24 protein-coding genes are annotated in these 24,030 nt (G+C 67.6%); 13 read left to right on the plus strand and 11 right to left on the minus strand.

Annotation, left to right across the window (positions count from 1 at the left end; all coding sequences use genetic code 11):
- The 5 genes from O3139_RS06660 (at nt 1) to O3139_RS06680 (ending at nt 5,049) form a co-directional block, all read left to right on the plus strand.
- Nucleotides 1–1,470, plus strand: a complete 1,470-nt coding sequence (locus tag O3139_RS06660; protein WP_269516221.1) for a UdgX family uracil-DNA binding protein — start codon at nt 1–3, stop codon at nt 1,468–1,470.
- 104 nt (nt 1,471–1,574) lie between these two features.
- Nucleotides 1,575–2,693 carry an ABC transporter permease gene (locus tag O3139_RS06665; protein ID WP_269516431.1) on the plus strand — a complete coding sequence of 373 codons (1,119 nt, stop codon included), beginning with the start codon at nt 1,575–1,577 and terminating at the stop codon, nt 2,691–2,693.
- Nucleotides 2,690–3,499, plus strand: coding sequence for an ABC transporter ATP-binding protein (locus O3139_RS06670; protein WP_269516222.1), 810 nt, complete (start codon nt 2,690–2,692; stop codon nt 3,497–3,499). Before O3139_RS06665 ends, O3139_RS06670 begins: the two co-directional genes overlap by 4 nt.
- A gap of 9 nt (nt 3,500–3,508) precedes the next feature.
- On the plus strand, nt 3,509–4,447 hold the full coding sequence (locus O3139_RS06675) for an MlaD family protein (RefSeq protein ID WP_269516224.1): 939 nt from the start codon (nt 3,509–3,511) through the stop codon (nt 4,445–4,447).
- Nucleotides 4,444–5,049 carry an ABC-type transport auxiliary lipoprotein family protein gene (locus O3139_RS06680; RefSeq protein WP_269516226.1) on the plus strand — a complete coding sequence of 202 codons (606 nt, stop codon included), beginning with the start codon at nt 4,444–4,446 and terminating at the stop codon, nt 5,047–5,049. Before O3139_RS06675 ends, O3139_RS06680 begins: the two co-directional genes overlap by 4 nt.
- 55 nt (nt 5,050–5,104) lie before the next feature.
- On the opposite strand, the gene O3139_RS06685 is transcribed toward O3139_RS06680, so the two are convergent.
- On the minus strand, nt 5,105–6,883 hold the full coding sequence (locus tag O3139_RS06685; RefSeq protein WP_269516227.1) for a patatin-like phospholipase family protein: 1,779 nt from the start codon (nt 6,881–6,883) through the stop codon (nt 5,105–5,107).
- A 31-nt stretch (nt 6,884–6,914) separates the two neighbouring features.
- On the minus strand, nt 6,915–8,399 hold the full coding sequence (locus tag O3139_RS06690; protein ID WP_269516228.1) for a serine hydrolase: 1,485 nt from the start codon (nt 8,397–8,399) through the stop codon (nt 6,915–6,917).
- A 293-nt stretch (nt 8,400–8,692) separates the two neighbouring features.
- Here O3139_RS06690 and O3139_RS06695 point away from each other — a divergent pair, with 293 nt between their 5' ends.
- The 3 genes from O3139_RS06695 to clpA all read left to right on the plus strand — a co-directional run bounded on the left by O3139_RS06695 (nt 8,693) and on the right by clpA (nt 12,046).
- A complete protein-coding gene (locus tag O3139_RS06695; RefSeq protein WP_269516229.1) occupies nt 8,693–9,184 on the plus strand; it encodes a phasin family protein in 492 nt (163 codons plus the stop codon).
- Nucleotides 9,185–9,385: 201 nt separating this feature from the next.
- Nucleotides 9,386–9,718, plus strand: coding sequence for an ATP-dependent Clp protease adapter ClpS (gene clpS / locus O3139_RS06700; protein ID WP_269516231.1), 333 nt, complete (start codon nt 9,386–9,388; stop codon nt 9,716–9,718).
- A gap of 12 nt (nt 9,719–9,730) precedes the next feature.
- Nucleotides 9,731–12,046 carry an ATP-dependent Clp protease ATP-binding subunit ClpA gene (clpA, locus tag O3139_RS06705; protein ID WP_269516232.1) on the plus strand — a complete coding sequence of 772 codons (2,316 nt, stop codon included), beginning with the start codon at nt 9,731–9,733 and terminating at the stop codon, nt 12,044–12,046.
- A gap of 98 nt (nt 12,047–12,144) precedes the next feature.
- Here the strand turns inward: clpA and O3139_RS06710 are convergent.
- Nucleotides 12,145–13,087 (minus strand): IS630 family transposase gene (locus tag O3139_RS06710; protein WP_420022311.1). Its coding sequence is split into 2 segments (ribosomal slippage): nt 12,145–12,750 and nt 12,752–13,087, totalling 942 coding nucleotides; the frame shifts between segments, so codons are not numbered across the junction.
- An 87-nt stretch (nt 13,088–13,174) separates the two neighbouring features.
- Nucleotides 13,175–13,483 carry a CsbD family protein gene (locus O3139_RS06715; protein ID WP_269516233.1) on the minus strand — a complete coding sequence of 103 codons (309 nt, stop codon included), beginning with the start codon at nt 13,481–13,483 and terminating at the stop codon, nt 13,175–13,177.
- Between the two features lie 146 nt (nt 13,484–13,629).
- Between O3139_RS06715 and O3139_RS06720 the strand changes: the two genes are divergently transcribed.
- Complete coding sequence (locus O3139_RS06720; protein WP_269516234.1) at nt 13,630–13,992, plus strand: phage holin family protein; 363 nt, start codon at nt 13,630–13,632, stop codon at nt 13,990–13,992.
- 66 nt (nt 13,993–14,058) lie between these two features.
- Here O3139_RS06720 and O3139_RS06725 read toward each other — a convergent pair whose 3' ends face one another.
- From O3139_RS06725 to O3139_RS06740, 4 genes are all read right to left on the minus strand, one after another.
- Nucleotides 14,059–14,541, minus strand: coding sequence for a VOC family protein (locus O3139_RS06725; protein ID WP_269516235.1), 483 nt, complete (start codon nt 14,539–14,541; stop codon nt 14,059–14,061).
- 68 nt (nt 14,542–14,609) lie between these two features.
- Nucleotides 14,610–15,365, minus strand: a complete 756-nt coding sequence (locus O3139_RS06730) for a pseudouridine synthase (protein ID WP_269516236.1) — start codon at nt 15,363–15,365, stop codon at nt 14,610–14,612.
- A gap of 2 nt (nt 15,366–15,367) precedes the next feature.
- Nucleotides 15,368–15,898 (minus strand): GlcG/HbpS family heme-binding protein, encoded by a 531-nt coding sequence (locus O3139_RS06735; protein WP_269516237.1) that lies wholly within the window; start codon nt 15,896–15,898, stop codon nt 15,368–15,370.
- 15 nt (nt 15,899–15,913) lie between these two features.
- Complete coding sequence (locus O3139_RS06740; protein WP_269516238.1) at nt 15,914–16,510, minus strand: DUF938 domain-containing protein; 597 nt, start codon at nt 16,508–16,510, stop codon at nt 15,914–15,916.
- 257 nt (nt 16,511–16,767) lie between these two features.
- On the opposite strand from O3139_RS06740, the gene O3139_RS06745 reads away from it, so the two are divergent.
- Together O3139_RS06745 and O3139_RS06750 are read left to right on the plus strand one after the other, a co-directional pair.
- Nucleotides 16,768–18,630 (plus strand): phosphoenolpyruvate carboxykinase (GTP), encoded by a 1,863-nt coding sequence (locus tag O3139_RS06745; RefSeq protein ID WP_269516239.1) that lies wholly within the window; start codon nt 16,768–16,770, stop codon nt 18,628–18,630.
- Between the two features lie 54 nt (nt 18,631–18,684).
- Nucleotides 18,685–19,707, plus strand: a complete 1,023-nt coding sequence (locus O3139_RS06750; RefSeq protein WP_269516240.1) for an NAD(P)/FAD-dependent oxidoreductase — start codon at nt 18,685–18,687, stop codon at nt 19,705–19,707.
- Here O3139_RS06750 and O3139_RS06755 read toward each other — a convergent pair.
- Nucleotides 19,688–20,428: a TonB family protein gene (locus O3139_RS06755; RefSeq protein WP_269516241.1), complete on the minus strand. Its 741-nt coding sequence runs from the start codon at nt 20,426–20,428 to the stop codon at nt 19,688–19,690. The two genes, O3139_RS06750 and O3139_RS06755, sit on opposite strands and share 20 nt — an antisense overlap.
- Before the next feature lie 201 nt (nt 20,429–20,629).
- Here O3139_RS06755 and O3139_RS06760 point away from each other — a divergent pair, with 201 nt between their 5' ends.
- Together O3139_RS06760 and O3139_RS06765 are read left to right on the plus strand one after the other, a co-directional pair.
- Nucleotides 20,630–21,436, plus strand: coding sequence for a transglycosylase SLT domain-containing protein (locus O3139_RS06760; protein ID WP_269516242.1), 807 nt, complete (start codon nt 20,630–20,632; stop codon nt 21,434–21,436).
- Between the two features lie 66 nt (nt 21,437–21,502).
- Nucleotides 21,503–22,648: a DUF2336 domain-containing protein gene (locus tag O3139_RS06765; RefSeq protein ID WP_269516243.1), complete on the plus strand. Its 1,146-nt coding sequence runs from the start codon at nt 21,503–21,505 to the stop codon at nt 22,646–22,648.
- Nucleotides 22,649–22,677: 29 nt separating this feature from the next.
- Here the strand turns inward: O3139_RS06765 and O3139_RS06770 are convergent, their stop codons facing one another.
- The gene (locus O3139_RS06770) at nt 22,678–23,157 is read right to left on the minus strand and encodes an Hpt domain-containing protein (RefSeq protein WP_269516244.1); all 480 of its coding nucleotides are present in this window, start codon (nt 23,155–23,157) and stop codon (nt 22,678–22,680) included.
- 65 nt (nt 23,158–23,222) lie between these two features.
- Nucleotides 23,223–24,002 carry an NAD kinase gene (locus O3139_RS06775; RefSeq protein ID WP_269516245.1) on the minus strand — a complete coding sequence of 260 codons (780 nt, stop codon included), beginning with the start codon at nt 24,000–24,002 and terminating at the stop codon, nt 23,223–23,225.
- Between the last annotated feature and the right edge of the window lie 28 nt (nt 24,003–24,030).

Genomic DNA, 24,030 nt, shown 5'->3' on the forward strand with positions numbered 1-24,030 from the left:
ATGGCGACTGCGGAACTGGCCCACGAGACGGATTTCGACGGCTGGCGCGAGGCCGCGCGGCGGTTCCGACTGTCGGGGGTCGAGCCGGCCGGGGCGCGGTTCGTGGTCGTGGGTGGCGAGGCTTCGGGGTCGCTGTTCGACGGCGAGGGGCCCGGTCCGTCCGACCTGCCGCGAGAGTCGGCCTTCACCGTCCCCAAGGCCTTCGTCGATGTGGCGCGCGAGGTGATGCTGCATCGCTCGGCCGACCGGTTCGACCTGCTTTACCGCATCTTGTGGCGGCTGAGGGACGAACCGGATCTGATGAAGGTGACGTCGGATGCCGACGTCGCCGACGCCCTTGAGCGGGTCAGGAACGTCAGTCGCGCCGCGCACAAGATGAAGGCCTTCGTCCGTTTCCGGTTGGTCCAGGCTCCGGCCGTCGCCGGGGTGGGCGGAGAACCCGGGGACGTCTATGTCGCCTGGTTCGAACCGGCGCACCGGGTGCTGGAGAAAACCGCGCCGTTCTTCGTGCGGCGGTTCGCCAATATGCGGTGGTCGATCCTGACGCCGGAAGGATCGGCGTTCTGGGACGGCGAGGCCCTGACGACCGGCCCCGGTGCCAGGCCGGAGGACGCCCCCCGGGATGACGAGATGGAGGCGTTCTGGAAGACCTACTATGCCTCGACCTTCAATCCGGCCCGGCTGAAGACGAAGACCATGCAGGGCGAGATGCCCAGGCGGTACTGGAAGAACCTGCCCGAGGCGTCGCTGATCCCCGAGTTGATCGCGGCGTCGCGGGATCGGACCGAGACCATGGTCGATCGCGCCCCGTCAGCCCCCAACCTCAAGCTTGCTGGAGCGGTCGCGCCCGACGCCCGCCTCGGCGGACTGGACGACGGGCGGGTCACGTCTGACCCGACCGAACTCAGTCAGGCGATCCAGGGCTGTCGGCGCTGTCCCCTGTGGCGCGATGCGACCCAGGGCGTCTGTGGCGTGGGGCCCGTAGGTGCCAAGCTGATGATCGTCGGCGAGCAACCGGGGGATCAGGAAGATCTGGCGGGCCTCCCCTTTGTCGGGCCGGCGGGGCAGGTTCTGGACGCCGCGCTTCAGGAGGCGGGCATCGATCGGTCCGATGTCTATGTCACCAATGCCGTCAAGCACTTCAAGCATGAGCCGCGCGGCCAACGCAGGCTGCACAAGACGCCGAATGCGGGGGAGGTCACAGCGTGCCGGTGGTGGCTGGATCAGGAGCGCGCGATCGTGCGGCCTCGCCTGACCCTCGCATTGGGCGCGACCGCAGCGTTTGCCGTTCTGAATCAAAAGGTCGCCGTGACGAAGACGCGCGGGGAACCTTTGCCATTGCCCGACGGTTCTCGCGCCATGGTCACGGTTCACCCCTCCTACCTGCTCCGACTTCCCGACGAGGCTGCGAAGGCGCGCGAACGGGCGGCCTTCGTGCGCGACCTGATCCGGGCCCGTGGTCTGCTCTGAGCCGATGGACCCATGTTGCCGAATGATAACGCCTGTCGAACGACGTGCGTCGGCCGGGTTGGCCGGGCATGGGCGATTCAGTCGCACTCCGCTATGCAGTGCGCATGAGCATGGCTGATTTCCAGATCGAGCAGGCAAGCGGCGGAGGCTCCGTCCTCAAGCTGACCGGCGACTGGACGACCATGTCGCTGGGCCGCACGGGGCGTCGGCTGGCGGACCGCGTTTCGGGCCAGGCCATCAAATCCGTGGATCTCAGTGATCTGGGCCGGTTCGATACGGCCGGCGCCCTGGCCCTGGTTCAGGCGTCGGACCTGACCCTGCCGAAGGAAGCCTGGAGCGCGCGTCCGGAGGCCGGGCGCATCTATGCGATGGTCGAGACGCTGGAGCGCAAGTCGCAGCCCGCACCGAGGCGTCAGGCCTCGCTGACCCGCATCTTCGCCCGTATGGGCCACGGTGTGCACGACGCAGCGGCCGAGTTCCTGCTGTCGATGGCCTTTCTGGGCCGGCTGATGGCGGCGACAGGGAATGCGTTGCGTCACCCCGGCGCGATCCGCTGGCCGGCCTGGGTCAGCCAGGCCGAGCGGTCGGGCCTCGATGCCCTGCCGATCATCGCCGTGACCAACTTCTTCATCGGGGCCGTCATCGCCTTTCTGGGGGCCGATCTGCTGACCCAGTTCGGGGCGGGCGTGTTCGCTGTCGATCTGATCGGTGTCTCGATCCTGCGCGAGCTGGCGGTGCTGATCACGGCCATTCTGCTGGCCGGGCGCTCGGCCTCGTCGTTCGCGGCCGAGGTCGGTTCGATGCGCATGAATCAGGAGGTGGACGCCATGCAGGTCATGGGCGTCGACCCGTTCCAGGCGCTGGTGATCCCGCGTCTGGCGGCGATGCTGATCATGGTGCCGTTGCTGACCTTCGTGGGAATGGTGGCGGGTCTGTTCGGCGGGCTGATCGTGACCTGGAGCCAGCTGAGCCTGGGTCCGGCCTTCTTCCTGCAGCGCATGGTCGATACGCCCGAGATGTTCACCCACATGATGGTGGGCCTGTCCAAGGCCCCCGTCTTCGCCATCGTCATCGCCGCCATCGGGTGCCGTCAGGGTCTGGCGGTGTCAGGCGATGTCGAGAGTCTGGGTCGGCGGGTGACCGCGGCCGTGGTGCAGGCGATCTTCGCGATTATCTTCCTCGATGCCGTCTTCGCCCTGATCTATCTGCAGCTGGACCTATGACCGACGTCTCCCCCAGCATGCCCGCCAACGACGCGGCGAAAGAGCCCGAGGTTCTGATCGAGGTGCGGGGTCTGCGCAGTCAATTCGGCGAACAGGTGATCCATGACAACCTCGACCTGGACGTCGTCCGGGGCGAGGTGCTGGGCGTCGTCGGTGGCTCGGGCACCGGCAAGACGGTGCTGCTGAACACGATCATCGGGCTGAAGGAGCCCGACGGCGGGACGGTCAGGATCTTTGGCCACGACACGGGCGACCTCTCGGAGGCCGACAGCGCCGATATCGAACGCCGGACGGGCGTCCTGTTCCAGCAGGGCGCGCTGTTCAGTTCGCTGAGCGTGCTGGACAACGTCGCATCCCCGATGGTCGAGCATACCAACCTGCCCAGGGACACGATCCGCGAACTGGCGGAGATGAAGATCGCGATGGTCGGCCTGAAGCCCGAGAGCCACCACCAGAAGCCTTCGGAGCTTTCGGGCGGGATGCGCAAGCGCGTCGGTCTGGCGCGGGCCCTGTCGCTGGATCCGGAACTGCTGTTCCTGGACGAGCCGACGGCGGGGCTGGACCCTATCGGGGCGGCGGCGTTCGACGAGCTGATCCGCAAGCTGTCGGACGATCTGGACCTGACCGTCTTCATGATCACACACGACCTCGATAGCCTTTATGCCATCTGCGACAAGGTTGCGGTGCTGGCCGACAAGCGGGTGATCGAGAAGGCCACGGTGCAGGAGCTGGAGAAATCCGACCACCCGTGGATCAAGGAATACTTCCTGGGACCGCGCGGTCGCGCGGCCACCAGGGCCGCCTAGAGGACCGACATGGAACGAGACGCTCATTACGCCGCCGTCGGCATCGCCACAGTCGCCCTTCTGGCGGCGCTGGCCGTGTTCGCCATCTGGCTGGCCCGGCTTCAGTTCAACGACAGCTATGATCTGTACGACATCGTCTTCACCGGACCGGTGAACGGCGTGTCGGAGGGCGGCGAGGTGCATTTCAACGGTATCCGCGTGGGCGAGGTCACCGATCTGAACCTGGACCCGAACCGGGGCGATCAGGTCATCGCCCGCGTGCGCCTCGACGCCACGACGCCGGTGCGGGTCACCAGCCGCGCCCAGCTGGAGCCACAGGGCATCACGGGTCTGAACTTCATCCAGATCACGGCGGGAACCGAGGGCAGCCCTTTGCTGAAGACCCAGTACGCCAAGGACGTCGTGCCCGTGATCCAGAGCCAGGCCTCGCCCTTCGCCGAATTGTTGAGCGGATCGGGCACTGTGCTTGCCCAGGCGGTGGATGCCCTGAACCGCGTGAACCGCGTGCTGTCCGACGACAACATTCGCAGCTTCTCGACCAGTCTGAGAAATGTGGAATCGCTGTCCAACGAGCTTGAAGCGCGCAAGGGGATGTTCAGGGAGCTGGAGGAGGCGCTGGCCAAGGCCAATGCTGCCGTCGGCGAATACCAGGCCCTGGGGGCCGATGCGCGGCGTCTGGTCAATGGCGACGGGGCGGAAGCCATCGCCAGCATCAATGCCGCCGCCGGCGATGCGCGCACCGCCATCGCCAGTATCAACCGCACGGCCACCGGATTGGAAGGCCCTGTCGGCGAGCTGAGCACCAGCGGCATTCCGCAACTCCTGGAGGCGATTGAGGGGCTGCAGGAAGCGACGGATTCGCTTCAGGGACTGGTCGACGAGGTGCGGGCCAGCCCGCGAGATTTCATCGGACGGCCGCCGTCCCGGGAACTGGAGGTCCAGCCTTGATCCGTTCGCTTCTTGCCGCCGCAGGCCTTGCCGTCGCCCTGTCGGGCTGTGCCCTGCTGTCCTCGCCCGATCCGGTGCAGCTCTATCGGTTCGGCAGCCCGGAAGCGGTCGCGACCCGGGCGGTCGCCGATCCGGTGCAGGTCAAGCTGCGGGCGGTGGAGTTCCCCCAGGAGTCCCAGGGCGACCGGCTGCTGGGCGTGACCGGCACCCAGGCAGCCTACATCAAGGGTGCACGCTGGGTGTCGCCGGCCGCGCAGCTCTATGCCGACAGCCTGGAAAGCGCATTCGCCGGACAGGCCCGGTCCGTGCGCCTGATCGGCCGCCGCGAGCTGACGCCGGCCACGCGGGTGCTGGACATCGACGTGCGCAGTTTCGAGACGCGGTATGACGAGGTGGGCGGTGTGCCGACGGTCGTTCTGAGCGCCCACGCGCGCCTGCTGCGATTCCCGGATCGCACGGTCGAGGCAGAGCAGAGCTTCGAGGTCCGCCAGACAGCAACCGGGAACCGGATCGCGACGATCGTGGACGCCTATGACGTCGCCACGCGGGACCTGAACGCCCGGATCGTCGCCTGGACCGACGCGAACGCCACCGGCGGCTAGAGTCCGATCGTTTGAGGTGGACCCCGGCCGCGCGTCCACCGCGGCCGATTCGGGTCTAGGCTGGCGTCAGGGGAATGGTGGGCCCTTCCGCATCGTGCGCCGGAGGGACCAGCGCTGCCGGCGGGCGCTTGCGGACCGTTGCGATCGGGCCGTCGAGATCCGCAAGGGCGGCCACGGCCGCGGCATGGCCGGACGCGACCACGGGATCGTAGATCTTCCAGTCGCGAATGTCGGATCCCTCCGGCTCAGGCAGGATCAGGAGATCGGATTCTGCGCGCGACGTGGCCATTTCGGCATCGGTGGTGATGGTCGCTGACCGCATCAGGATGGAGACGATCGGCGGGCCCTTCTTCCATGCGCCCGAGGCGATCCAGCGCCACCAGGACGGCGGATTTTCCAGAGCACCCGGATCGACGCCACGCATCTGCGACATGTCCACGCCGATGATCGGACCGGCGTTGAACTGGCGCATCACATCGGTGGGGAAGTTCTTGATCACGGCGCCGTCCACCAGCACCTGACCGTCCATCACGACGGGCGGCATGACGCCGGGGATGGAGATGGATGCCCGCATCGCGCGGCGCAGAAGGCCGCGACGGTGCACCTCGATCCGCCCCGAGGTCAGGTTGGATGAGACTGCAAAGAAGGGCAGGGGCATGTCGGCGATGTCGATGTCGCCATAGGCCTCTTCCAGCAGCCGCGCGACCTTGCCCGCCCGGGTCATGGCGATCATCGGAAACGCCAGGTCGGACAGGGGATCGGACCGGACGAAGGCGCGGCGGATGCGGGCGTCCAGCTCGTCGTCCGACCAGTTCAGGGCCGGTCCCGCGGCGATCACCGCCCCCATGGACGACCCGCCGAGGAAATCGAAGGTCACGCCCGCTTCTCGCAGGGCACGGACGGCACCGATGTGAGCATAGGCGCGCGCCCCACCCCCGGACAGGACCAGGCCGGTCGCGGTGCCGGTGACGATGCGGGCGAGCCGTGCGGCGTCGCCGGGGTCCGCTTCCATGGCATGGAACCAGCGGCCGGGGTTGATGGCGTTCAGCCACACCGATGTGTTGGCGGGACGGGACATGCGGGGGTCGCGCAGCAGGATCAGGTCAGTGAACTGCTGAAGGCCGTGCGCCGTGCGGCTGGGAACGGACCTGGGTGGCGCGGTCAGGGCATCGCCGACGACGAACAGCCGGTCGACCTGGCGGGCGCACAGATTGGCCCAGGACGGCTCGTCGAGCTCGGCGACGTAAAGGACGAAGTCGTGCGTGTCCTCCATGCGCGAGAACCATTCCGACGCCGAGGACAGGGCCGAATGGTCGATGACCTGACAGGTGAAGCCCAGGGCCTCGACCGCCGCCGCCACGCGCTCGACGAAGGCGCGGATGGGCCGGTTGCGGACCGAGATGAAGCCGAAGACGCTGGGCTCGGTGACCCCGGGTGCGCGTTCGCGGGCGCGGTGCAGCATCAGGCGTGACAGCTCGAGCATGACCTCGGGCCGGGTGCGCACGGCCTCGAAGAAGGTCTCGGCCGGCAGGGCGAGGATTTCGGAATCGCGCAGGGCCACGACGCTGGATGTGTGGGGTGTTCCGGCGATCAGGGCCATCTCGCCCACCGGTTCGCCCGGCTTGATGACACCCAGGAACCGGGGGGCCTGATCCTCTTCCTGCCGGAACACGCCGAGGCGACCGGACCGGACGAGGTAGAGGCTGTCGGGAGCCTCGCCCGCCGAGAACAGCAGTTCGCCCCCGGTCAGGGCGAACCAGCTGGCCTTTGTGTTCTGGTCCTCGAAGACGCGCGCGAGGGCGGCTTCAAGACTGTCGGGCCGCGGGTGTCGCATGGGGGTGTGTCGTCCGGTCCGTAGCGGGGGGTTACGCCCCCGGGCGCACCACCATGCAGGTGACGTTGCGGGCGGCCAGGGCTTCGCACGCGCTTTCGGCCGACGCCTGAGTCATGCCGACGAAGCGCGAGCGGTGCCAGCCGGCGGCGTCGACGACGGTGCGCTCGGCCGTGGCGAACTGGGTGCGGAAGCGGCGGTTGACCTCTGTCAGCCAGTTGCGGGCCACGGTGGCGTCGCGGAAGGCTCCGACCTGAACGGCCCACCGGCCGGCGGCCGTCGTGGGTGCGGTCGGGCGCGGCGGATTGGCGACGGCGGTGCCGGGCCGGGCCGGGGCCCCCGTCGCGGCGGGCGTGACGCCGCTGTTCAGGCTGGCCGTCAGGTTGCCGCGGGGCGGTGAGGTCTGGGCCCGCTGGACCGGGGCAGGCTGGGTCGGCACGGTCGGCCGGGGTTCGGGCGTCCGTGTCAGGGCGGTCTGGTAGGGCACGACACCGGGGCCATTGCCCGGGGGCGTCGTCGGGGTCGAAGACGTACTGCCCTGTTCCGTCGGGGCCGGCTGGCCGTTCAGGGCGGCATAGGTGACGGGAGCGCCACTGTCGGGCTGGCCGATGCCGAAGCCGCGCTGCTCGAAGAAGGTTTGGGCCACCTGGATCCGCTCGCCGGCGGCACGACGGGTCTCGACCTCGAAGCCGGTGTCCATCAGGGCGGCGACATGGGCATTGCGGGTGATGCTGGAGCGGCCGCCCAGCACGATCGTGATGACCCGCTTGCCGCCACGCACGGCCGAGGCCGCCAGGTTGTAGCCGGACGCATTGGTGAAGCCGGTCTTGATGCCGTCATAGCCGTTGCCGCTGAGCAGCAGGCCGTTGGTGTTGCGATATTCGCGGCCCTGATAGGTCCAGTCGTGGATGCCGAAATAGCTGTAGTACTGGGGATAGTCGCGCATGATGGCGCGGGCCAGGATGGCCAGGTCGCGCGCCGAGGTCAGCTGGCGGCTGTCGGGCAGGCCGTTCGGATTGACGTAGCGGGTCTGGCCCATGCCAAGCTCTTCGGCCTTCAGCGTGGCCATGGCGGCGAAGCGGGCCTGGGAGCCGCCGACGTGCTCGGCCAGCACCATGGCCATGTCATTGGCCGACCGGACGGTCGTGGCACGCATGGCGTCGTCCAGACGGATCGTCTGGCCTGCGGCCAGCCCCAGTTTCGACGGGGGCTGCGAGGCGGCGAGGGGAGAGACGGTGATGACGTCGTCCAGATGGACGGTGCCTTTCTCCAGGGCCTCGAACACCAGATACAGGGTCATCATCTTGGTGACGGACGCCGGATAGCGGGGGCTGTCGGCGTGACGGGCAAACAGGACCTCGCCCGTGCCGGCATCTACGACGATGGCGGCATACCGGCTGTTCTCGCCCGATTGTGCCTCGACCCGCGTGGTCGTCAGCGGACCCGACAGGCCGACCAGCACCAGCAGGGTCAGGCCAAGGGCCAGAAGGCGGCGCGGGAAGCCCGAACGGTCACGCATCATCGCCAATCGAAGCCTCATCCTTTGTGGCGCGGCGGCGGCCCCCCGGCGCGTCGCAAGTGGCCTTTAGCATGGGAGCCGCAGGTTTCAGGGTGGTTAAGCAGAGATCAACGCAGATTTGAACGGGCGAATCCTGACAGGCGAGCGCGGATTTTCGCAAATATGTTGCATTGCACAATACGTCTTGACCCGTCTTCGCACTTGCACCATATGGGCGTCATCGAACCAGAATCGCCTGGGTCGAGCAACATTCCGCGGGTCAGACCGCGACCATCAGGTTCAGGAGACTTCACATGGCTGACAGCGCCGAAACCATCAAGAAGACCGTCGAAACCGCCACCACGACCGCCAAGGCCCAGGGCGAGCAGTTCAAGGCCCAGGCCGAGAAGATCCAGGCCACGGGCACGCAAGCTCTGCGCGAGACGCTTGACAAGACCTCGGCCTCGATGGCCGAACTGTCGGCCCACTCGAAGCAGAACCTGGAAGCCCTGACCGCCTCGGCCACGGCCGCCCAGAAGGGCGTCGAGGCCCTGTCGGCCCAGGCCCTGTCCTACAGCAAGTCCAGCTGGGAAAACGGCGTCGCCGCCGCCCAGACGATCGCCAAGGCCCGTTCGGTCCAGGAGCTGATCGAGCTGCAGACCAACTATGCCAAGTCGGCCATGGAAACCTATCTCTCGGAAGTCACCAAGATGACCGAGACCCTGACCGGATCGGTCAAGGAAAGCTTCAAGCCGATCAACGAGCGCGTCACCGCGACCGTCGAGACCTTCCAGGCCGCCCGATAAGGGCATTCCTGGAGGCCGCGGGCAAAAGGCTCCGCCTTTTCGCTGCGACGCGGCCCAGGCCGGAATTAGCGTAACGAGAGGGCCCCGGCGGAAACGCCGGGGCCCTTTTCGCATGCGTCACATCAACCTGTGACTGGACGTCCCTTCAAATCAGGCCATCATTACCTATCTGAACTCTCGAACTCCCCAACCGGAACGTAGATGCCGACAAGAAGGCCAGGTGAAGAAAGCGGAGGTGGCCAGGGTGCCGCCACGATCACCGAGACAAAGCCCAAGCTTCAGAAGCCCTCGCTGTACCGGGTGCTGATCCTGAACGACGACTACACGCCGATGGAATTCGTCGTCTATGTGCTGGAGCGGTTCTTCCAGAAGAGCCGCGAGGACGCGACCCGCATCATGCTGCATGTGCATCAGCATGGCGTCGGGGTCTGCGGCGTCTTCACCTATGAGGTGGCCGAAACCAAGGTCGCCCAGGTGGTCGAGACGGCGCGCCGTCACCAGCACCCGCTACAGTGCACTATGGAAAAAGACTGAGAGGATCTCCCCATGCCCTCGTTTTCGCGTCCTCTCGAAGAGACCCTGCATCGCGCGGTCTCCTATGCCAACGAACGCCGCCACGAATATGCGACGCTCGAACACCTGCTGCTGGCCCTGGTCGATGACGCCGACGCCGGTGCCGTGATGAAGGCCTGCAACGTCGATCTGTCCGCGCTGAAGACGGCGCTGACCCTCTATGTCGACACGGACCTGGCGGCGCTCGCCACCAGTGATGGCGAGGACGCCAAGCCGACCGCCGGTTTCCAGCGCGTGATCCAGCGCGCGGTGATCCACGTCCAGTCCTCAGGCCGCGAGGAGGTGTCCGGGGCCAATGTGCTGGTCGCCATCTTCAGCGAGCGCGAAAGCCACGCCGCCTATTTCCTGCAGGAGCAGGACATGACCCGCTATGACGCGGTCAATTTCATCGCCCACGGCATTCCCAAGAAGGCCGGTGTCGGCGAACCGCGTCCGCCCAAGGTGGCTGGCGGCCAGTCGCCCGAGGAGGCCGAGGATGCCGCGGCCGTCAAACAGGGCGGGGAAGCGCTGGAAGCCTATTGCGTCGACCTCAACGAGAAGTCGCGCAACGGCAAGATCGACCCCCTGATCGGCCGCCAGGCCGAGGTGGATCGCTCGATCCAGATTCTGTGCCGCCGGACCAAGAACAACCCGCTGCTGGTCGGCGAGCCCGGCGTCGGCAAGACCGCCATCGCCGAAGGCCTGGCCCGGAAGATCGTCAATCACGAGGTCCCGGCCGTGCTGGAAGGCGCGACCATCTACAGCCTCGACATGGGGGCGCTGCTGGCCGGGACCCGCTATCGCGGTGACTTCGAGGAGCGGCTGAAGCAGGTCGTCAAGGAGCTGGAGAACCACGAGAACGCCATCCTGTTCATCGACGAGATCCACACGGTGATCGGCGCGGGCGCGACATCGGGCGGGGCGATGGATGCGTCCAACCTGCTGAAGCCCGCCCTGGCGTCCGGCACCCTGCGCTGCATGGGCTCGACGACCTACAAGGAGTACCGTCAGCATTTCGAGAAGGACCGTGCCCTGGTCCGGCGCTTCCAGAAGATCGACGTCAACGAGCCGACGGTCGAGGACACGGTGAAGATCCTCAAAGGCCTGAAGACGGCCTACGAGGGCCACCACAAGCTGCGCTACACCGACGCGGCGATCCGTTCGGCCGTCGAGCTGTCGGCGCGGTACATGACCGACCGCAAACTGCCGGACAAGGCGATCGACGTGATCGACGAGGCGGGGGCGTCGCAGATGCTGCTGCCCGAATCGAAGCGCAAGAAGGTCATTGGCCAGAAGGAGGTCGAGGCCGTCATCGCCAAGATGGCGCGCATTCCGCCGAAGTCGGTGTCCAAGTCCGACACCGAGGGGCTGCGCGAACTTCAGACCGACCTGAACCGGGCCGTCTTCGGTCAGGACGCGGCGATCGAACAGGTGGCCTCGGCCATGAAGCTGGCGCGGGCAGGCCTGCGCGATCCGCAGAAGCCGATCGGGTCCTTCCTGTTCGCGGGCCCGACCGGCGTGGGCAAGACCGAGGTGGCCAAGCAGCTTGCGGCAACCCTGGGCATCGAGATGTTGCGCTTCGACATGAGCGAATACATGGAGCGGCACACGGTCAGCCGCCTGATCGGGGCCCCTCCGGGCTATGTCGGGCACGACCAGGGCGGACTCCTGACCGACGCCGTCGACCAGCATCCGCACGCCGTGGTCCTGCTGGACGAGATCGAAAAGGCCCACCCGGACGTCTACAACATCCTGCTCCAGGTCATGGACAACGGGATGCTGACCGACGCCATCGGCAAGAAGGTCGACTTCCGCAACGTCGTGCTGATCATGACCACGAATGCGGGCGCGGCCGACAACGCCCGTGCCTCCATCGGCTTCGGCCGTGGCAAGGTCGAGGGCGAGGACGAAAAGGCCATCCAGCGCCTGTTCGCGCCCGAGTTCCGGAACCGTCTGGATGCCGTGGTGTCGTTCAAGCCCCTGGCGGCCGAGACGATCCGCCAGGTGGTGACCAAGTTCGTGCTGCAGCTGGAAGCCCAGCTGGCGGACCGCAACATCACCATCGAACTGACCGACGACGCGGCCGACTGGCTGGCCAAGAACGGCTTCGACGAACTGTATGGCGCGCGGCCCCTGGGCCGGGTCATCCAGGAAAACATCAAGAAGCCCCTGGCCGACGACATCCTGTTCGGACGTCTGACGCGCGGCGGCCACGTCAAGGTCGCCCTGGTCGACGGCAAGATCGCTTTCGACATCACCCCCACCGCCGGCGCGCCGGTCAAGGAAACGGTGGACGGGGTGGCGGTGTAGTCCTCCCCCGACGGGGGAGGATCAAGACAGCAAAAAGGCCCGGGATCACTCCCGGGCCTTTCGTTCGTCTGGATGCTGCTCCCTAGAGCGCGTTCGGTTTAGTTGGACGCATATCCGGCGTGCTTAAGGTAGTTGGCGCATTCTGATGGGCTGAAGCGGTCGAGGAGGCTGCCGATGCGTCGCCATGTGGCTTCGACTGTGCGCTCGTCGGCCTTTTTCAGAAGGGTCTTCAGCTTTGAAAAGACCTGTTCGATGGGATTGAGGTCGGGGCTGTAGGGCGGCAGGAAGATCAGGTGGGCCCCGGCTTTTCGGAGGGCCTGCCTGACGGCCTTGCCCTTGTGACTGCCGAGGTTGTCGAGCACGACGACGTCGCCGGGGCTGAGCGTGGGGATCAGGAACTGCTCGACCCAGGCTCGGAACGCATCGCCGTTGATCGGGCCGTCCAGCACCATAGGGGCCTCGATCCGATCGTGACGCAGGGCGGCGATGAAGGTCAGTGTGGTCCAGTGGCCATGCGGAACCCGGGCCACCAGTCGCTCGCCACGCCGGGCTCGGCCGTGGGTGCGGGTCATGTTGGTCTTGGCCCAGGTCTCGTCGATGAAGACCAGGCGACGCGGGTCAATCCGGTGTTGATGACGCTTCCACCGCGCCCGCTTTCGGGCCACGTCCGGACGGTCCTGTTCGGCGGCGTGCAGGGTTTTTTTTGAAGCTGAGCCCCTCGCGCTTGAGGAAGGCCCAGACCGACCAGTCGCCCGCCCTCACGCCACGATCCGACAGTTCAACCACCAGCGCCCGGATCGTCAGGTCCGGCTTTTCGGCCAACCGGGCCAGAAGCCAGTCCCGCTCGCGGTCCAGCACCGAGCGGCGATAGCCGCCCATCTGGCGAGGCAAGGGACGACCCTCGGACCGTGCCCGCGCCATCCATTTCACCGCCGCAGAGGCGCTGACACCGAACCGACGCGCCGCAGATCGCCGGCTCTCGCCCGCCTCAACGGCAGCCACCAGCCGCTCTCTCAAATCCATCGAACAGGGACGAGGCATCGGAGCTGGCCTCCCATCCAGCCCCAACCTTGAATCACGATCCGACCAAAAGGGGAATCCTTCGATTCCAACTAAGCCGACGACGCTCTAGTAGCGTCGGCGGCCCGAGCCGGCGAGGAGGAAGGCCAGGCCGGCGATGATGCCCGTGGTCAGCAGCGGCTTGCGGCGCGCGAAATCCAGGCCCGTGTTGATCGGGTCCCGCAGGTCGGCCGGGGCGCGTTCCGACAGGGTCTCCAGCTTGTCGATGGCGCGGCCATAGGCGTCGAGCGCCTTGCCCTTCACTTCCTCGAACTTGCCCTCGACCTGCAGCCTGGTATCGCCGGTCAGATTGCCCAGGCCGTTCTTGAGCTTGCCACTGATGCCGTTGGCGGCACCTTCGATGCGTTGTTCGGTCATGATGAAAGTCCTTGTGTCTGAAGCGCCGGGGAGGCTGCGGTGATAGCGCATGTGACCGGCTACTGTTCCGTTAGCGAACACGGTTGCGACGCGGCCTGAGCAGAATGATATCGTCGCACCTTCATGGCGAAATCCGGGACGCAACAATGTTGAGATTCATCCTGCAGGCGTTGGTGACGGCGCTGGGGCTCTGGCTGTCGGCCTATGTTGTGCCGGGCGTGGATTTCAGCTCGACCGGGTCGCTGATCGCGGCGGCGGTGCTGCTGGGGATCGTCAATGCGATCGTGCGACCGATCCTGGTGTTGATCACCTTTCCGCTGACCGTGGTGACGTTCGGTCTGTTCCTGCTGGTCGTGAACGCCACGACGATCGGACTGGTCGCGTCCTTCCTTGGCGGATTCAGCGTGGACGGCCTGTGGGCCGGTGTGGGCGCGGCCATCATCACGGGTCTGGTCAGCCTGATCGCGGGCTCGTCGATCCAGGACGATCGGCCGCGCGCGAGGCGCTAGGGCCGCGGGAAGGGGTTTGGGTCCGTGACGCCGCGGCCGAAGATGGCCCCCCTGCATGGGCCTCCTTCAGGCCCGCGCCGCGGCGCGAAGCGCGTCCACGTCCAGCCGCTTCATCTCCATCATGGCCGCAAAGGCGCGCGCCGTGACCGCCGGGTCGGGGTCGCTCATCAGCGCGGTGAAGCCTGCCGGGATGATCTGCCAGCTCAGGCCGTAGCGATCCTTGACCCAGCCGCACTGTTCGGCGTCGGGCACTGCGGACAGGGCGTCATACAGGCGGTCGGTTTCGGCCTGATCCGCCGTTTCGATCTGAAGCGAGATGGCCTCGGTGAAGGTGAAATAGGGACCACCGTTCAGGGCGGTATAGGGGGCACCGGCCATGGTGAACTCGACCATCAGGACGCTGTCCTTCTTGCCTCCCGGATAGTCGGCGGGCGCATGCACGACCTTTTCGATCCGGCTGTCGGGGAGGACGGAGACGTAGAAATTCACCGCTTCTTCGGCCTCGGTGTCGAACCACAGGCAGGGGACGATCCTCCGGTCGGCGGGCATGGGCGGGGTCCTCTCCTTGCGGCCCAACCACGATAGTTAACTCATCAGTTAAGTGCAAGCGGAGCGGTTCAGGCCAGCAGGGCGGTGCGTTCTTCGGGGGTCAGGAGGCGCCATCGACCTTCGTCCAGCCCGTCCAGACGGATGGGGCCGATGCGGACACGCAGCAGGTCGGTGACCTCCAGATCCGCATGTTCGCACATGCGCCGGATCTGGCGGTTGCGACCCTCGGTCAGGACGAAGCGGAGGCGCTGCTGTTCCATCCGGCTGACCCTGGCGTATTTCAGCTGGCGGCCGTCCAGCATGATGCCGTGGCGCAGCAGGGCCAGCTTCTTCTCCGTCACATCCCCGGCGACGCGGACCAGATATTCTTTGTCGAGTCTGGACTCCGGCCCGATCACCGCCTTGGCCACGACGCCGTCCGAAGACAGCATCAAAAGGCCGCGTGAATCCTCGTCCAGACGGCCGATGGGGGGCAGGGAGGCGTCCGCGGCCGGCACGGCGCCGGGGCCGATCAGATTGGCAGCGGTGAGCAGGCGGACAGCGGGAATCTTGTCCGGCTCGGGCTGGCCGGAGACATAGCCGACCGGCTTGTTCATCACCACCGTGATCCCGGCGGCGAGGGCGGTTTCGGCGCGGTCGGACAGGGTCAGGGTCTGGCCCGGCTCGATCTTGCGGCCCGCATCGGTGACGACCTCTCCGTCGATCGAGACCAGGCCGTCGGCGATCAGGGCGTCGGCCTCGCGCCGCGAGCAGACGCCGGTCTGGCCCAGCCATTTGTTGATGCGGCTGGGCTCCGGACCATCATAGAGGCGGGAGAAGGCCAAGCTCAGTCTGCGGTCAGGGCGGCCGTGGCGACCTCGGCATCCTGGGCGGCCGTGGCACCCGATACGCCGATGGCCCCGACGATACGCCCGTCGACGACGATGGGGATGCCGCCCGCGATGGGCAGGGCGTCGTCGTTGGCGAGGCTGACGATCCGGCCCGCCAGGGTGCGCTCCTCCATCACCGATGTGGCCAGTCGATAGCGGGCGGCGGTGCGGGCCTTTCGCTGGGCGACCAGGATGGAGCCGTACTGGGTGTCGTCCATGCGGGCGAAGGCGACCAGTTCGCCGCTCGGTTCCACAATGGCCACGGCCATGCGAAAATTGCCGCGCGCGGCTGCTGCGACCGCGCGGTCGATCAGGGCCTGGGCGGCGTCCAGCGAGATCGGCGTGCCATAGGGCGGCGAGGGGGCGGGAGGCGTTGCCGGTGCGGTCTGGGCCGGCGCGGTCTGAACCTGTGCGGTCCGGGCCGTGGCAGCGGGCGCCGTGGCCGAGAGGGCCAGGCCGAGGGCGAGCAGGGAGGCGAGGGTCTTCATGGCAAGCTCCAGGGGTCAGCCGACGCGGCGAAACAGCAGCATCAGATTGTTGGCGGGCATTTCGGCGCGGCGGGTCAGGTGCAGGCCGTGGGATCTGGCAAGGGTCACGACGGCCTCGACCTCGCGCAGGCCCCAGGCGGGGTCGCGGGACTTCAGGCTGGCGTCGAAGGCTTCGTTGGACGGGGCCAGCGGGACGTCGGCCTCGCGGAAGGGACCATACAGGACCAGCAGCCCGCCGGGGTCGGGCAGGACGCGGGCGGCTCCCGCAATCAGGCCTTCGGTCGCCGACCACGGGCTGATGTGGATCATGTTGATGCAGACGATGGCCTGGACATCGACCGGCGGCCAGGTGTCGGGGCGGCCGGCGTCGAGATCGAGCACAGGGTTCAGATTGGACAGGGCCGCCTCCGCAGCCCAGGCGGCGATGCTGGCGCGTGCCTCGGGCGACGGATCGCTGGGCGTCCAGGTGGTCAGGGGCAGGGCCCGGGCGAAAGCGACGGCGTGCTCGCCAGAGCCGGAGGCGACCTCCAGCACCCGACCCCGGGCGGGCAGATGGGTCTTCAGCACCGCCAGGATCGGGTCGGTGTTCCGGGTCACGGCGGGAGAGGCCATGGCCCCGGCGGGAGCGGCCGGTGTGATGGGATCGAGCGTCTGCACAGCGTTGCAGATACAGGGGCTTTGTCTGTCGCGCGACCGGATTCGACCCTCCCGGTACCGGGCGCTGGCGTGATCGGGGTGAAAACCTGCAGCGGTTGACGCCGCGGCATCCCGGGTGGCATTGCGCCTGTAACAGGTCGTGAGGCACTGTTACAAAAGAGGCGGTTCACGGCGGCGTCAGACCAGCCGGGCCCACGTTCAGGAGAGTTCGCTTGGCTTCCATCCCGACCATACCGGGCCTTGCGCCCGGACCGACCCGTCATGCCCGCTTGATCGCCTGGGTGGAGCAGATCGCGGCGCTGACAAGGCCCGCACGGGTGCACTGGTGCGATGGGTCCGAGGCCGAAAAGGCTGCGATCATCGCCGACCTGATCGACAAGGGCACGCTGAAGGCCCTGGATCAGGACAAGCGCCCGGGCAGCTATTACGCCGCCTCGGATCCCAGGGACGTCGCGCGGGTCGAGAGCCGCACCTTCATCTGTTCGGCCGAGGAGATCGACGCCGGACCCACCAACAACTGGGCCGACCCGATCGGGATGCGGGCGCGTCTGGACGGTCTTTTCGACGGCTGCATGGCCGGCCGGACCATGTATGTGGTTCCCTTCTCCATGGGCCCGCTGGGCTCGGAGCTGTCGGCCCTCGGCGTCGAGATCACCGACAGCGGCTATGTCGCCGTGTCCATGGGAATCATGACGCGGATGGGCTCTGCGGCGCTGGAGGCGCTGGGTGACGACGGCGTGTTCGTGCCGGCCGTGCATACGCTGGGTGCCCCCCTGGCCGAGGGCCAGGCGGACGTGGCCTGGCCCTGCAATGCCGAGAAGTGGATCGTCCATTTCCCCGAGACGCGCGAGATCTGGTCCTACGGCTCCGGCTATGGCGGCAACGCCCTGCTGGGCAAGAAATGCTACGCCCTGCGCATCGCCTCGGTCATGGCCCGCGACGAGGGCTGGCTGGCCGAGCATATGCTGATCCTGAAGCTGACCGATCCGAAGGGGCGGTCCAAATACATGGCAGCGGCCTTCCCGAGTGCCTGCGGCAAGACCAATCTGGCCATGCTCCAGCCGACCCTGCCGGGCTGGACCGCCGAGACGATCGGCGACGACATCGCCTGGATGCGCTTCGGCGACGACGGGCGGCTGTATGCAGTGAATCCGGAAGCGGGCTTCTTCGGCGTCGCGCCCGGGACCAGCCGCAACACCAATCAGAACGCCCTGGCGACCCTGGCGACCAATACGGTCTTCACCAATACGGCCCTGACCGTCGACGGCGACGTCTGGTGGGAAGGCCTGACCCGGACGGCCCCGGAGGGCCTGACCAACTGGAAGGGTGTGCCCCACGACCCGGCCTCGGGCGAGCCCGCGGCCCATCCCAATGCGCGCTTCGCCGCCCCTGCGTCACAGTGCCCGACCATCGCGCCGGAGTGGGAAGACCCCAAGGGCGTGCCGATCGACGCCATCCTGTTCGGGGGGCGCCGTGCCTCCGCCGTGCCGCTGGTGACCGAGGCGTTCGACTGGGAGCACGGGGTGTTCCTGGGTTCGACCGTCGCATCGGAAGGCACGGCCGCTGCCGAGAACGCCATCGGTGACCTACGCCGCGACCCGTTCGCGATGCTGCCGTTCTGTGGCTACAACATGGGCGACTATTTCGCGCACTGGCTGGCGCTGGGGGCCAGGGCCGATCAGGCGAAACTGCCCGGCATCTATTTCGTCAACTGGTTCCGGAAGGGCGAGGACGGCGCGTTCGTCTGGCCGGGGTTCGGCGACAATGCCCGCGTGCTGAAGTGGATCGCCGGGCGACTGGACGGCGAGGCCGAGGCCCTGGACACCCCGGTCGGCCGCGTGCCTGCGCCGGGGGCGCTCGACATCCAGGGCCTGTCGCTGAGCGAGGCGGATCTGGCGACCCTGCTGGAGGTCGATGCGGACGTCTGGACCGAGGAGGCCGGGCTGATCCCGCCGTTCTATGTCCGTTTCGGCGACCGTCTGCCCCGGGCGCTGTGGGACCAGCACGCGGCCCTGACCGAGCGGCTGGCCGCCGTCAGGATCGCCGATCAGGCGGCCGCAATGGCGGCGGAATAGCTCGCCGGTCACTCTCGACTTGAAATGGCCGGACGGTAGGTCGAAGGACCGGCCGTGGCGGACATTTCCTGTGACATCGTCGTGGTCGGCGCGGGCGTGCTGGGGCTTTGCGTTGCCAGTGAGCTGACGGCGCGCGGGCGGGATGTGCGCGTGATCGACCCTGGCCGGGCCAATGCATCGTCCATTGCCGCCGGGATGATCGCCCCGGCGTTCGAGACGGTGCTGGACGGTGGTGATGCGGAGCGTGGAGCTTTTCTACGGGATGCGGCCGCGTTGTGGCCGGCCTTTGCAGGGCGGTTCGGCCTGTCGCTCGATCGGACACCGGCGGAGTGGCGCGGACCGCAGGCCGGGATGATGCAAGCCCGGCTCGCGGCGCTTGGTTTTGAAGCCACACTGACGGCCGGAGGGGTGGCGGCACCGGAGGATATCCGGCTGGAGGCGGGCGCTTCATTGCAGGCTATGTCCGAACGCCTCGGGCCCCGGCGCATCGGGACGGGCGTCGATCGGCTTGCGCGCCATGGCCCGGGCTGGCGGATCAATGCAGGCGACACCGGGATTCGGACGACCCAGGTGATCGTGGCGACCGGCGTGGCGGCGGCCGTGCCGGGCCTTCCTCACCTGGCATCCTCGCTGATCGCCGCCGTATGCCCGATCAAGGGGCAGATCGGCTGGACGGCCGACGTCCTGACCGATCGCGTTCTGCGAGGGCCGGGGGGCTATGTGGCCCCGGTCGCGGATGGGACCCTGATCGGCGCGACCATGGTCGAGGGCGCGCGGGATCTGACCGTCGATCCGGCGGCGACAGACCGTCTGCTTGCCATGGCGCAGCTCCTCACCGGGCATGGGGTCGTTCCGACGGTGCAGTGGCGTGTGGGGGTCAGGGGCGCGTCCGCAGACGGCCTGCCCATCGCCGGCCCCGTCGGCGACGGATTGCATCTGGCCCTGGCCCCGCGCCGGAACGGATGGCTGCTGGGGCCGATGGTGGCCCGGGTCGTAGCCGACGGGATCGAAGGGCGGCCGCGCGATCGACACGCGGCCGCCCTTGATCCCCTCCGGTTCAATCCTCCGGCAGATTGAACCGCAGGCCGATCGTGACCCGGGCCCCGTCCACCGCCTGACCATCCACGGTACGCGGGCTCATGCGGAAATAGCGCGTCAGCCCCAGGGCGGCGCGGCCGAAGCCAAAGCCGCCGGGCGTCTCGGACACGACGCTGCAGCCTGTGACCGAGCCATTGGCCTGGACCAGGCAGGTGAGCCGCGCCGACCCCGACACTGACTGCGAGAGCGCCCGGCCGGGATAGGCGCGAGCCAGCTGGTCCGCGTTCGGCTGACTGACCCAGCGGGGTGAGGTGATGACCGGCGGGCCGGGCGGCGTCGTGTCGGCGGGTTCACTGCCCGTGCCCTGGGCCGCGGTCGGGGCGACCGGTGTGGTCGTGTTGATGACCGGTCCCGTATTGGCAACGGTGGTGTCGGACGTGACCGTATCGAGAGTCTCGACCGGCTGGTCCGGCAGAGGCGTACGGTTGACATCGGGATTGGCCGCGGGCGGCGTGGTCGATCTGACCGGCTCCGGCGGCCGGGGTTTCGGGCGGAACATTGTGGTCTCGATGACCCGCGCCGGAGGCGCAGGGGCGACCTCCGTCTCCACCCTCTGGTAGTACAGCACGGCACCGACCCCGACATGGGCCAGGGCGACCACTCCGATGGCGATCCAGGTGGATCGGGGCAGGGGTCTTTTGCGTTCGGCGAAATCGATCGGGCTGACCAGTCGGGGTCCGCCTGCGGTCTGCATCATCATGGCCGTCACTCCCTCGGTTCGTTAGCCGCTCCCCAGCAACCCTCGGAGGAATGACGCGCGCGACTGATGGCGGGATTGGGGCGAAAGAAACGTCGGTTTTTGTGATCGTTGATAAGGTGGATGCGGAGGCTTCCCATGGGCCGCGCCGGGCCGTTAACGGACATTAACACTCGATTAACCACGATCTCGGAGCCTTGCTGCATGAGCGTCGGAGCGATTCCAGCATCGGGAGGGGTGGAGGCGGCGATCCGTCGTGCCGCCACCGCGACCGGCGTGGACTTCGACTTCCTGATGAAGACGGCGCGCCGCGAGAGCGCCTTCAATCCGTCGGCCCAAGCGCGGACCTCATCGGCGGCGGGGCTGTTCCAGTTCATCGAGCAGACCTGGCTGGCGACCGTCAAGCAGCACGGGGCCCAGCACGGATATGGCCAGTATGCCGACCTGATCCATCGGGGCTCGGACGGACGCTGGCGGGTGGATGGGTCGGCGCGCAATGTGGTGCTGGATCTGAGATTCGACCCGCAGGCCGCCTCGACCATGGCGGCCGAGCTTACGGCGTCGAATGCCGCCTATCTGCGCGGGCGGACCGGTCGTGAGCCGGGGGCCGGCGACCTGTATGCGGCGCACTTCCTGGGGCCGGCGGGGGCCGCCCAGATCATGGAGGCCATGCAGACCCGGCCGGGTGCCAGCGCGGCGGCCATGTTCCCGCAGGCGGCGGCGGCGAACCGCTCGATCTTCTATCGCGACGGGAGAGCGGCGACGGTGGCCGAGGTGCACGCCAATCTGCAACGGACGGCGGGCGAGGGGGCACCGGCCCTGGGCTCGGGCGGCCCCGGCCTTCCCGCGCTGGACGAAAAGGACACGGCCATCGCCGCGCGCTTGGACCGCCTGAAACAGGATCAGGGTCTGCTGGCGCTGCTGCTGGGACAGGAGGGCGACCAGAAGCCCGGTAGCTTCACCAAGGCCTTCGGATCGGGATCGGAATCGACCTCCGGAAGCGGGTGGTAAACCGCGCGTTAAGCAAGCACGGTTCATGGTAAACATCGCCTTTCGCGACTCACGATCCGAGCCCCAATGACCGCCTACCGTGCCCGTCTGACCGAGTTCGACATCCGCCGCCTGATCAAGGCGACGGACGAGGACGAGCGCGCCTCGGCCGCACACAAGCTGTGTCGCAGCATCGACCGGATCGACCTCGAAGATGCGGATCGGGAAGCCGCACAGAAGATTATCCGGGTGATGGCCAATGATTCGGCCGAGCTGGTGCGGCGTGCCCTGGCGGTGACGCTGAAGAGCTCTGACCTGGTTCCCCACGATGTGGCGCGACTGCTGGCGGCGGACGTGGATTCCATCGCCCTGGCGATCATCGGATCCTCTCCCGTGTTCACCGACGACGACCTGATCGAGATCGTGAAAGCCGGATCGGCCCTGCGGCAGGTGGCTGTCGCGGCGCGGCCACGCGTGTCGCGTGACGTGGCCGATGTCCTGGCCGCTGATGGCTGCGAACAGGCGGTGCGGACCCTGGCATCGAACGACAATGCCGACATCTCCGAAAGCGCCATGGGCCGGGTCATCGACCGGTTCGGTTCGGCCCCCGAGGTGGTGGCCGCCCTGGCCTATCGCCAGGTCCTGCCGCTGGATATCACGGAGCGGCTGGTGGCCCTGGCCAGCGAGGCTGTTCGCCATCATCTGGTCATGCGCCACGCAGTGGCGCCCGAGACCGCCATTCGCCTGTCGACCTTTGCGCGCGAACGGGCGACCGTCGACCTGGTCGATCAGGCCGCAACGACAGCGGATGTCGCCACCTTCGTCAGCCAGTTGAATGCCCGGCGTGCGCTGACCGGCTCGTTGCTGCTGCGGGCCCTGGCGCGCGGGCAGATGACCCTGTTCGAGCACGGCCTGGCCGAACTGGCTTCAACCCCGCACGAGCGCGCCTGGCTGATGGTGCACGACGCGGGTCCGCTGGGGCTGAAGGCCATCTACGACCGGGCCGGCCTGCCGCCGCGTCTGTTCATGGCCTTCCGGGCGGGGGTCGATACGTGGCGTCAGCTGTCGGCCGAGGGCATCGACACGACCGGCGAGGCCTTCCGCGAACGGATGCTTGAACGGTTCCTGACCCAGAGGCCGAACGCGTCGCGCGACGACCTGGCCTATCTGATGGAGCGTCTGGACCGGCCGGCGGAGACGCCACTGCGGCTGATGGCAGCGAACGCGGCCTGAAACGTCTCCCGGCGGGAGAAGGATCGCGTTTACGCCGCGCGGTGTGCCGCAACCTGGGCTTCGAGCGTCTCGGACAGAACGCGGCCGGTGGGGTGGTCGTCGGTCTGGATCTGATCACGGACAACAGCGCGGATGGCGTCGATGTGGGCGTCGATCAGCACCATGGGTGCTTCCATTCGCCGGATCGGATCGTCCATCAGCTTGCACAGCGATCCGGCCAGGCGCGTGACCAGCGGATACTGATAGGTGGCCCCCAGACCCTTGAGGTCGTGCGCCCTGAAATACAGGTCTTCGGCCGTCTTGCTGGTGTAACCACTGGTGCGGATCGCGGCCTGGGCGGAGTCCAGCTTGGAAATCTCGTCCTGCAGCCACTGCCCGAACTGACCCGACATCGCCTTCAGGGCCTCTTCGGCCTTGGCGATTGCATCGGCGTTGACGCCGCTGAAGCCACCGCCGACCTTGGCGAGCAGCGTGTTGGGTGGGCGGGTAACTTGAGCCGGACTGCTCATCGTGGACTCCTGAGGACGTCGATGCACCAGAATGCACAACCCCCCTTAAGAACCCGTGACCCGTTTCAGGCGGTGAATTGTTCGGCCAGGACGCGTTCCTCGAACGAACGGCCGGCATCGAACAGCATGGTCAGGGCGACGTCGCGCCGCTCCTTGATCGCAACCTTCACCACGCGCCGGATTTCCAGACTGTCGGCGACGGCGCTGACCGGCCGCTTGTCCGCCTCCAGCACCTCGAACTCGACCCTGGCGCGATGCGGCAGCAGGGCCCCGCGCCATCGCCGGGGGCGGAAGGCACTGATCGGCGTCAGGGCCAGCATCCGGGCATCCAGCGGGATGATCGGACCATGGGCGGACAGGTTGTAGGCGGTCGATCCGGCCGGCGTGGCGACCATGCAGCCATCGCAGGACAGTTCCTCCAGCCGCACCTTGCCGTCGACCCTGATCCTGAGTTTGGCCGATTGACGGGTCTGGCGCAGCAGGGAGACCTCGTTGATGGCCAGGCCGGTGTGGACCGCGCCGCTTTCGGTCCAGGCGTCCATCTGGAGCGGATGGATGACCGCGCGCCCGGCGGCGGAGATTCGCTCCAGCAGGGCGTCTTCCTCGTAGTCGTTCATCAGGAAGCCGACCGAGCCGCGGTTCATGCCATAGACGGGCGTCCGGCGCGTCATGTTGGCGTGCAGCGTCTCCAGCATGAACCCGTCGCCGCCCAGGGCCACGATGACATCCGCCTCGGCCTCGGGCGTCGACCCATAGAGGGTGGACAGTCGATCGCGGGCTTCCAGCGCCTCGGGTCGATCGCTGGCGCAGAAGGCCAGCCGCGGCGGGGAAGATGGAGCGTTCACCGCGATACGAGAAGCCGACGCGACGGTC

The organism is Brevundimonas subvibrioides (genome assembly GCF_027271155.1).
GTDB classification, from domain to species: Bacteria; Pseudomonadota; Alphaproteobacteria; order Caulobacterales; family Caulobacteraceae; genus Brevundimonas; species Brevundimonas subvibrioides_D.

Coding starts and splice junctions, on each gene's coding strand:
- O3139_RS06685 (WP_269516227.1), bottom strand. CDS start 6,883: ATGCGACACCCGCGGCCCGACAGTCTTGAAGCCGCCCTCGCGCGCGTC.
- O3139_RS06735 (WP_269516237.1), bottom strand. CDS start 15,898: ATGAAGACCCTCGCCTCCCTGCTCGCCCTCGGCCTGGCCCTCTCGGCC.
- O3139_RS06675 (WP_269516224.1), top strand. CDS start 3,509: ATGGAACGAGACGCTCATTACGCCGCCGTCGGCATCGCCACAGTCGCC.
- O3139_RS06725 (WP_269516235.1), bottom strand. CDS start 14,541: ATGCCCGCCGACCGGAGGATCGTCCCCTGCCTGTGGTTCGACACCGAG.
- O3139_RS06690 (WP_269516228.1), bottom strand. CDS start 8,399: ATGCGTGACCGTTCGGGCTTCCCGCGCCGCCTTCTGGCCCTTGGCCTG.
- clpA (WP_269516232.1), top strand. CDS start 9,731: ATGCCCTCGTTTTCGCGTCCTCTCGAAGAGACCCTGCATCGCGCGGTC.
- O3139_RS06665 (WP_269516431.1), top strand. CDS start 1,575: ATGAGCATGGCTGATTTCCAGATCGAGCAGGCAAGCGGCGGAGGCTCC.
- O3139_RS06770 (WP_269516244.1), bottom strand. CDS start 23,157: ATGAGCAGTCCGGCTCAAGTTACCCGCCCACCCAACACGCTGCTCGCC.
- clpS (WP_269516231.1), top strand. CDS start 9,386: ATGCCGACAAGAAGGCCAGGTGAAGAAAGCGGAGGTGGCCAGGGTGCC.
- O3139_RS06740 (WP_269516238.1), bottom strand. CDS start 16,510: ATGGCCTCTCCCGCCGTGACCCGGAACACCGACCCGATCCTGGCGGTG.
- O3139_RS06695 (WP_269516229.1), top strand. CDS start 8,693: ATGGCTGACAGCGCCGAAACCATCAAGAAGACCGTCGAAACCGCCACC.
- O3139_RS06760 (WP_269516242.1), top strand. CDS start 20,630: ATGAGCGTCGGAGCGATTCCAGCATCGGGAGGGGTGGAGGCGGCGATC.
- O3139_RS06765 (WP_269516243.1), top strand. CDS start 21,503: ATGACCGCCTACCGTGCCCGTCTGACCGAGTTCGACATCCGCCGCCTG.
- O3139_RS06755 (WP_269516241.1), bottom strand. CDS start 20,428: ATGATGATGCAGACCGCAGGCGGACCCCGACTGGTCAGCCCGATCGAT.
- O3139_RS06670 (WP_269516222.1), top strand. CDS start 2,690: ATGACCGACGTCTCCCCCAGCATGCCCGCCAACGACGCGGCGAAAGAG.
- O3139_RS06660 (WP_269516221.1), top strand. CDS start 1: ATGGCGACTGCGGAACTGGCCCACGAGACGGATTTCGACGGCTGGCGC.
- O3139_RS06715 (WP_269516233.1), bottom strand. CDS start 13,483: ATGACCGAACAACGCATCGAAGGTGCCGCCAACGGCATCAGTGGCAAG.
- O3139_RS06720 (WP_269516234.1), top strand. CDS start 13,630: ATGTTGAGATTCATCCTGCAGGCGTTGGTGACGGCGCTGGGGCTCTGG.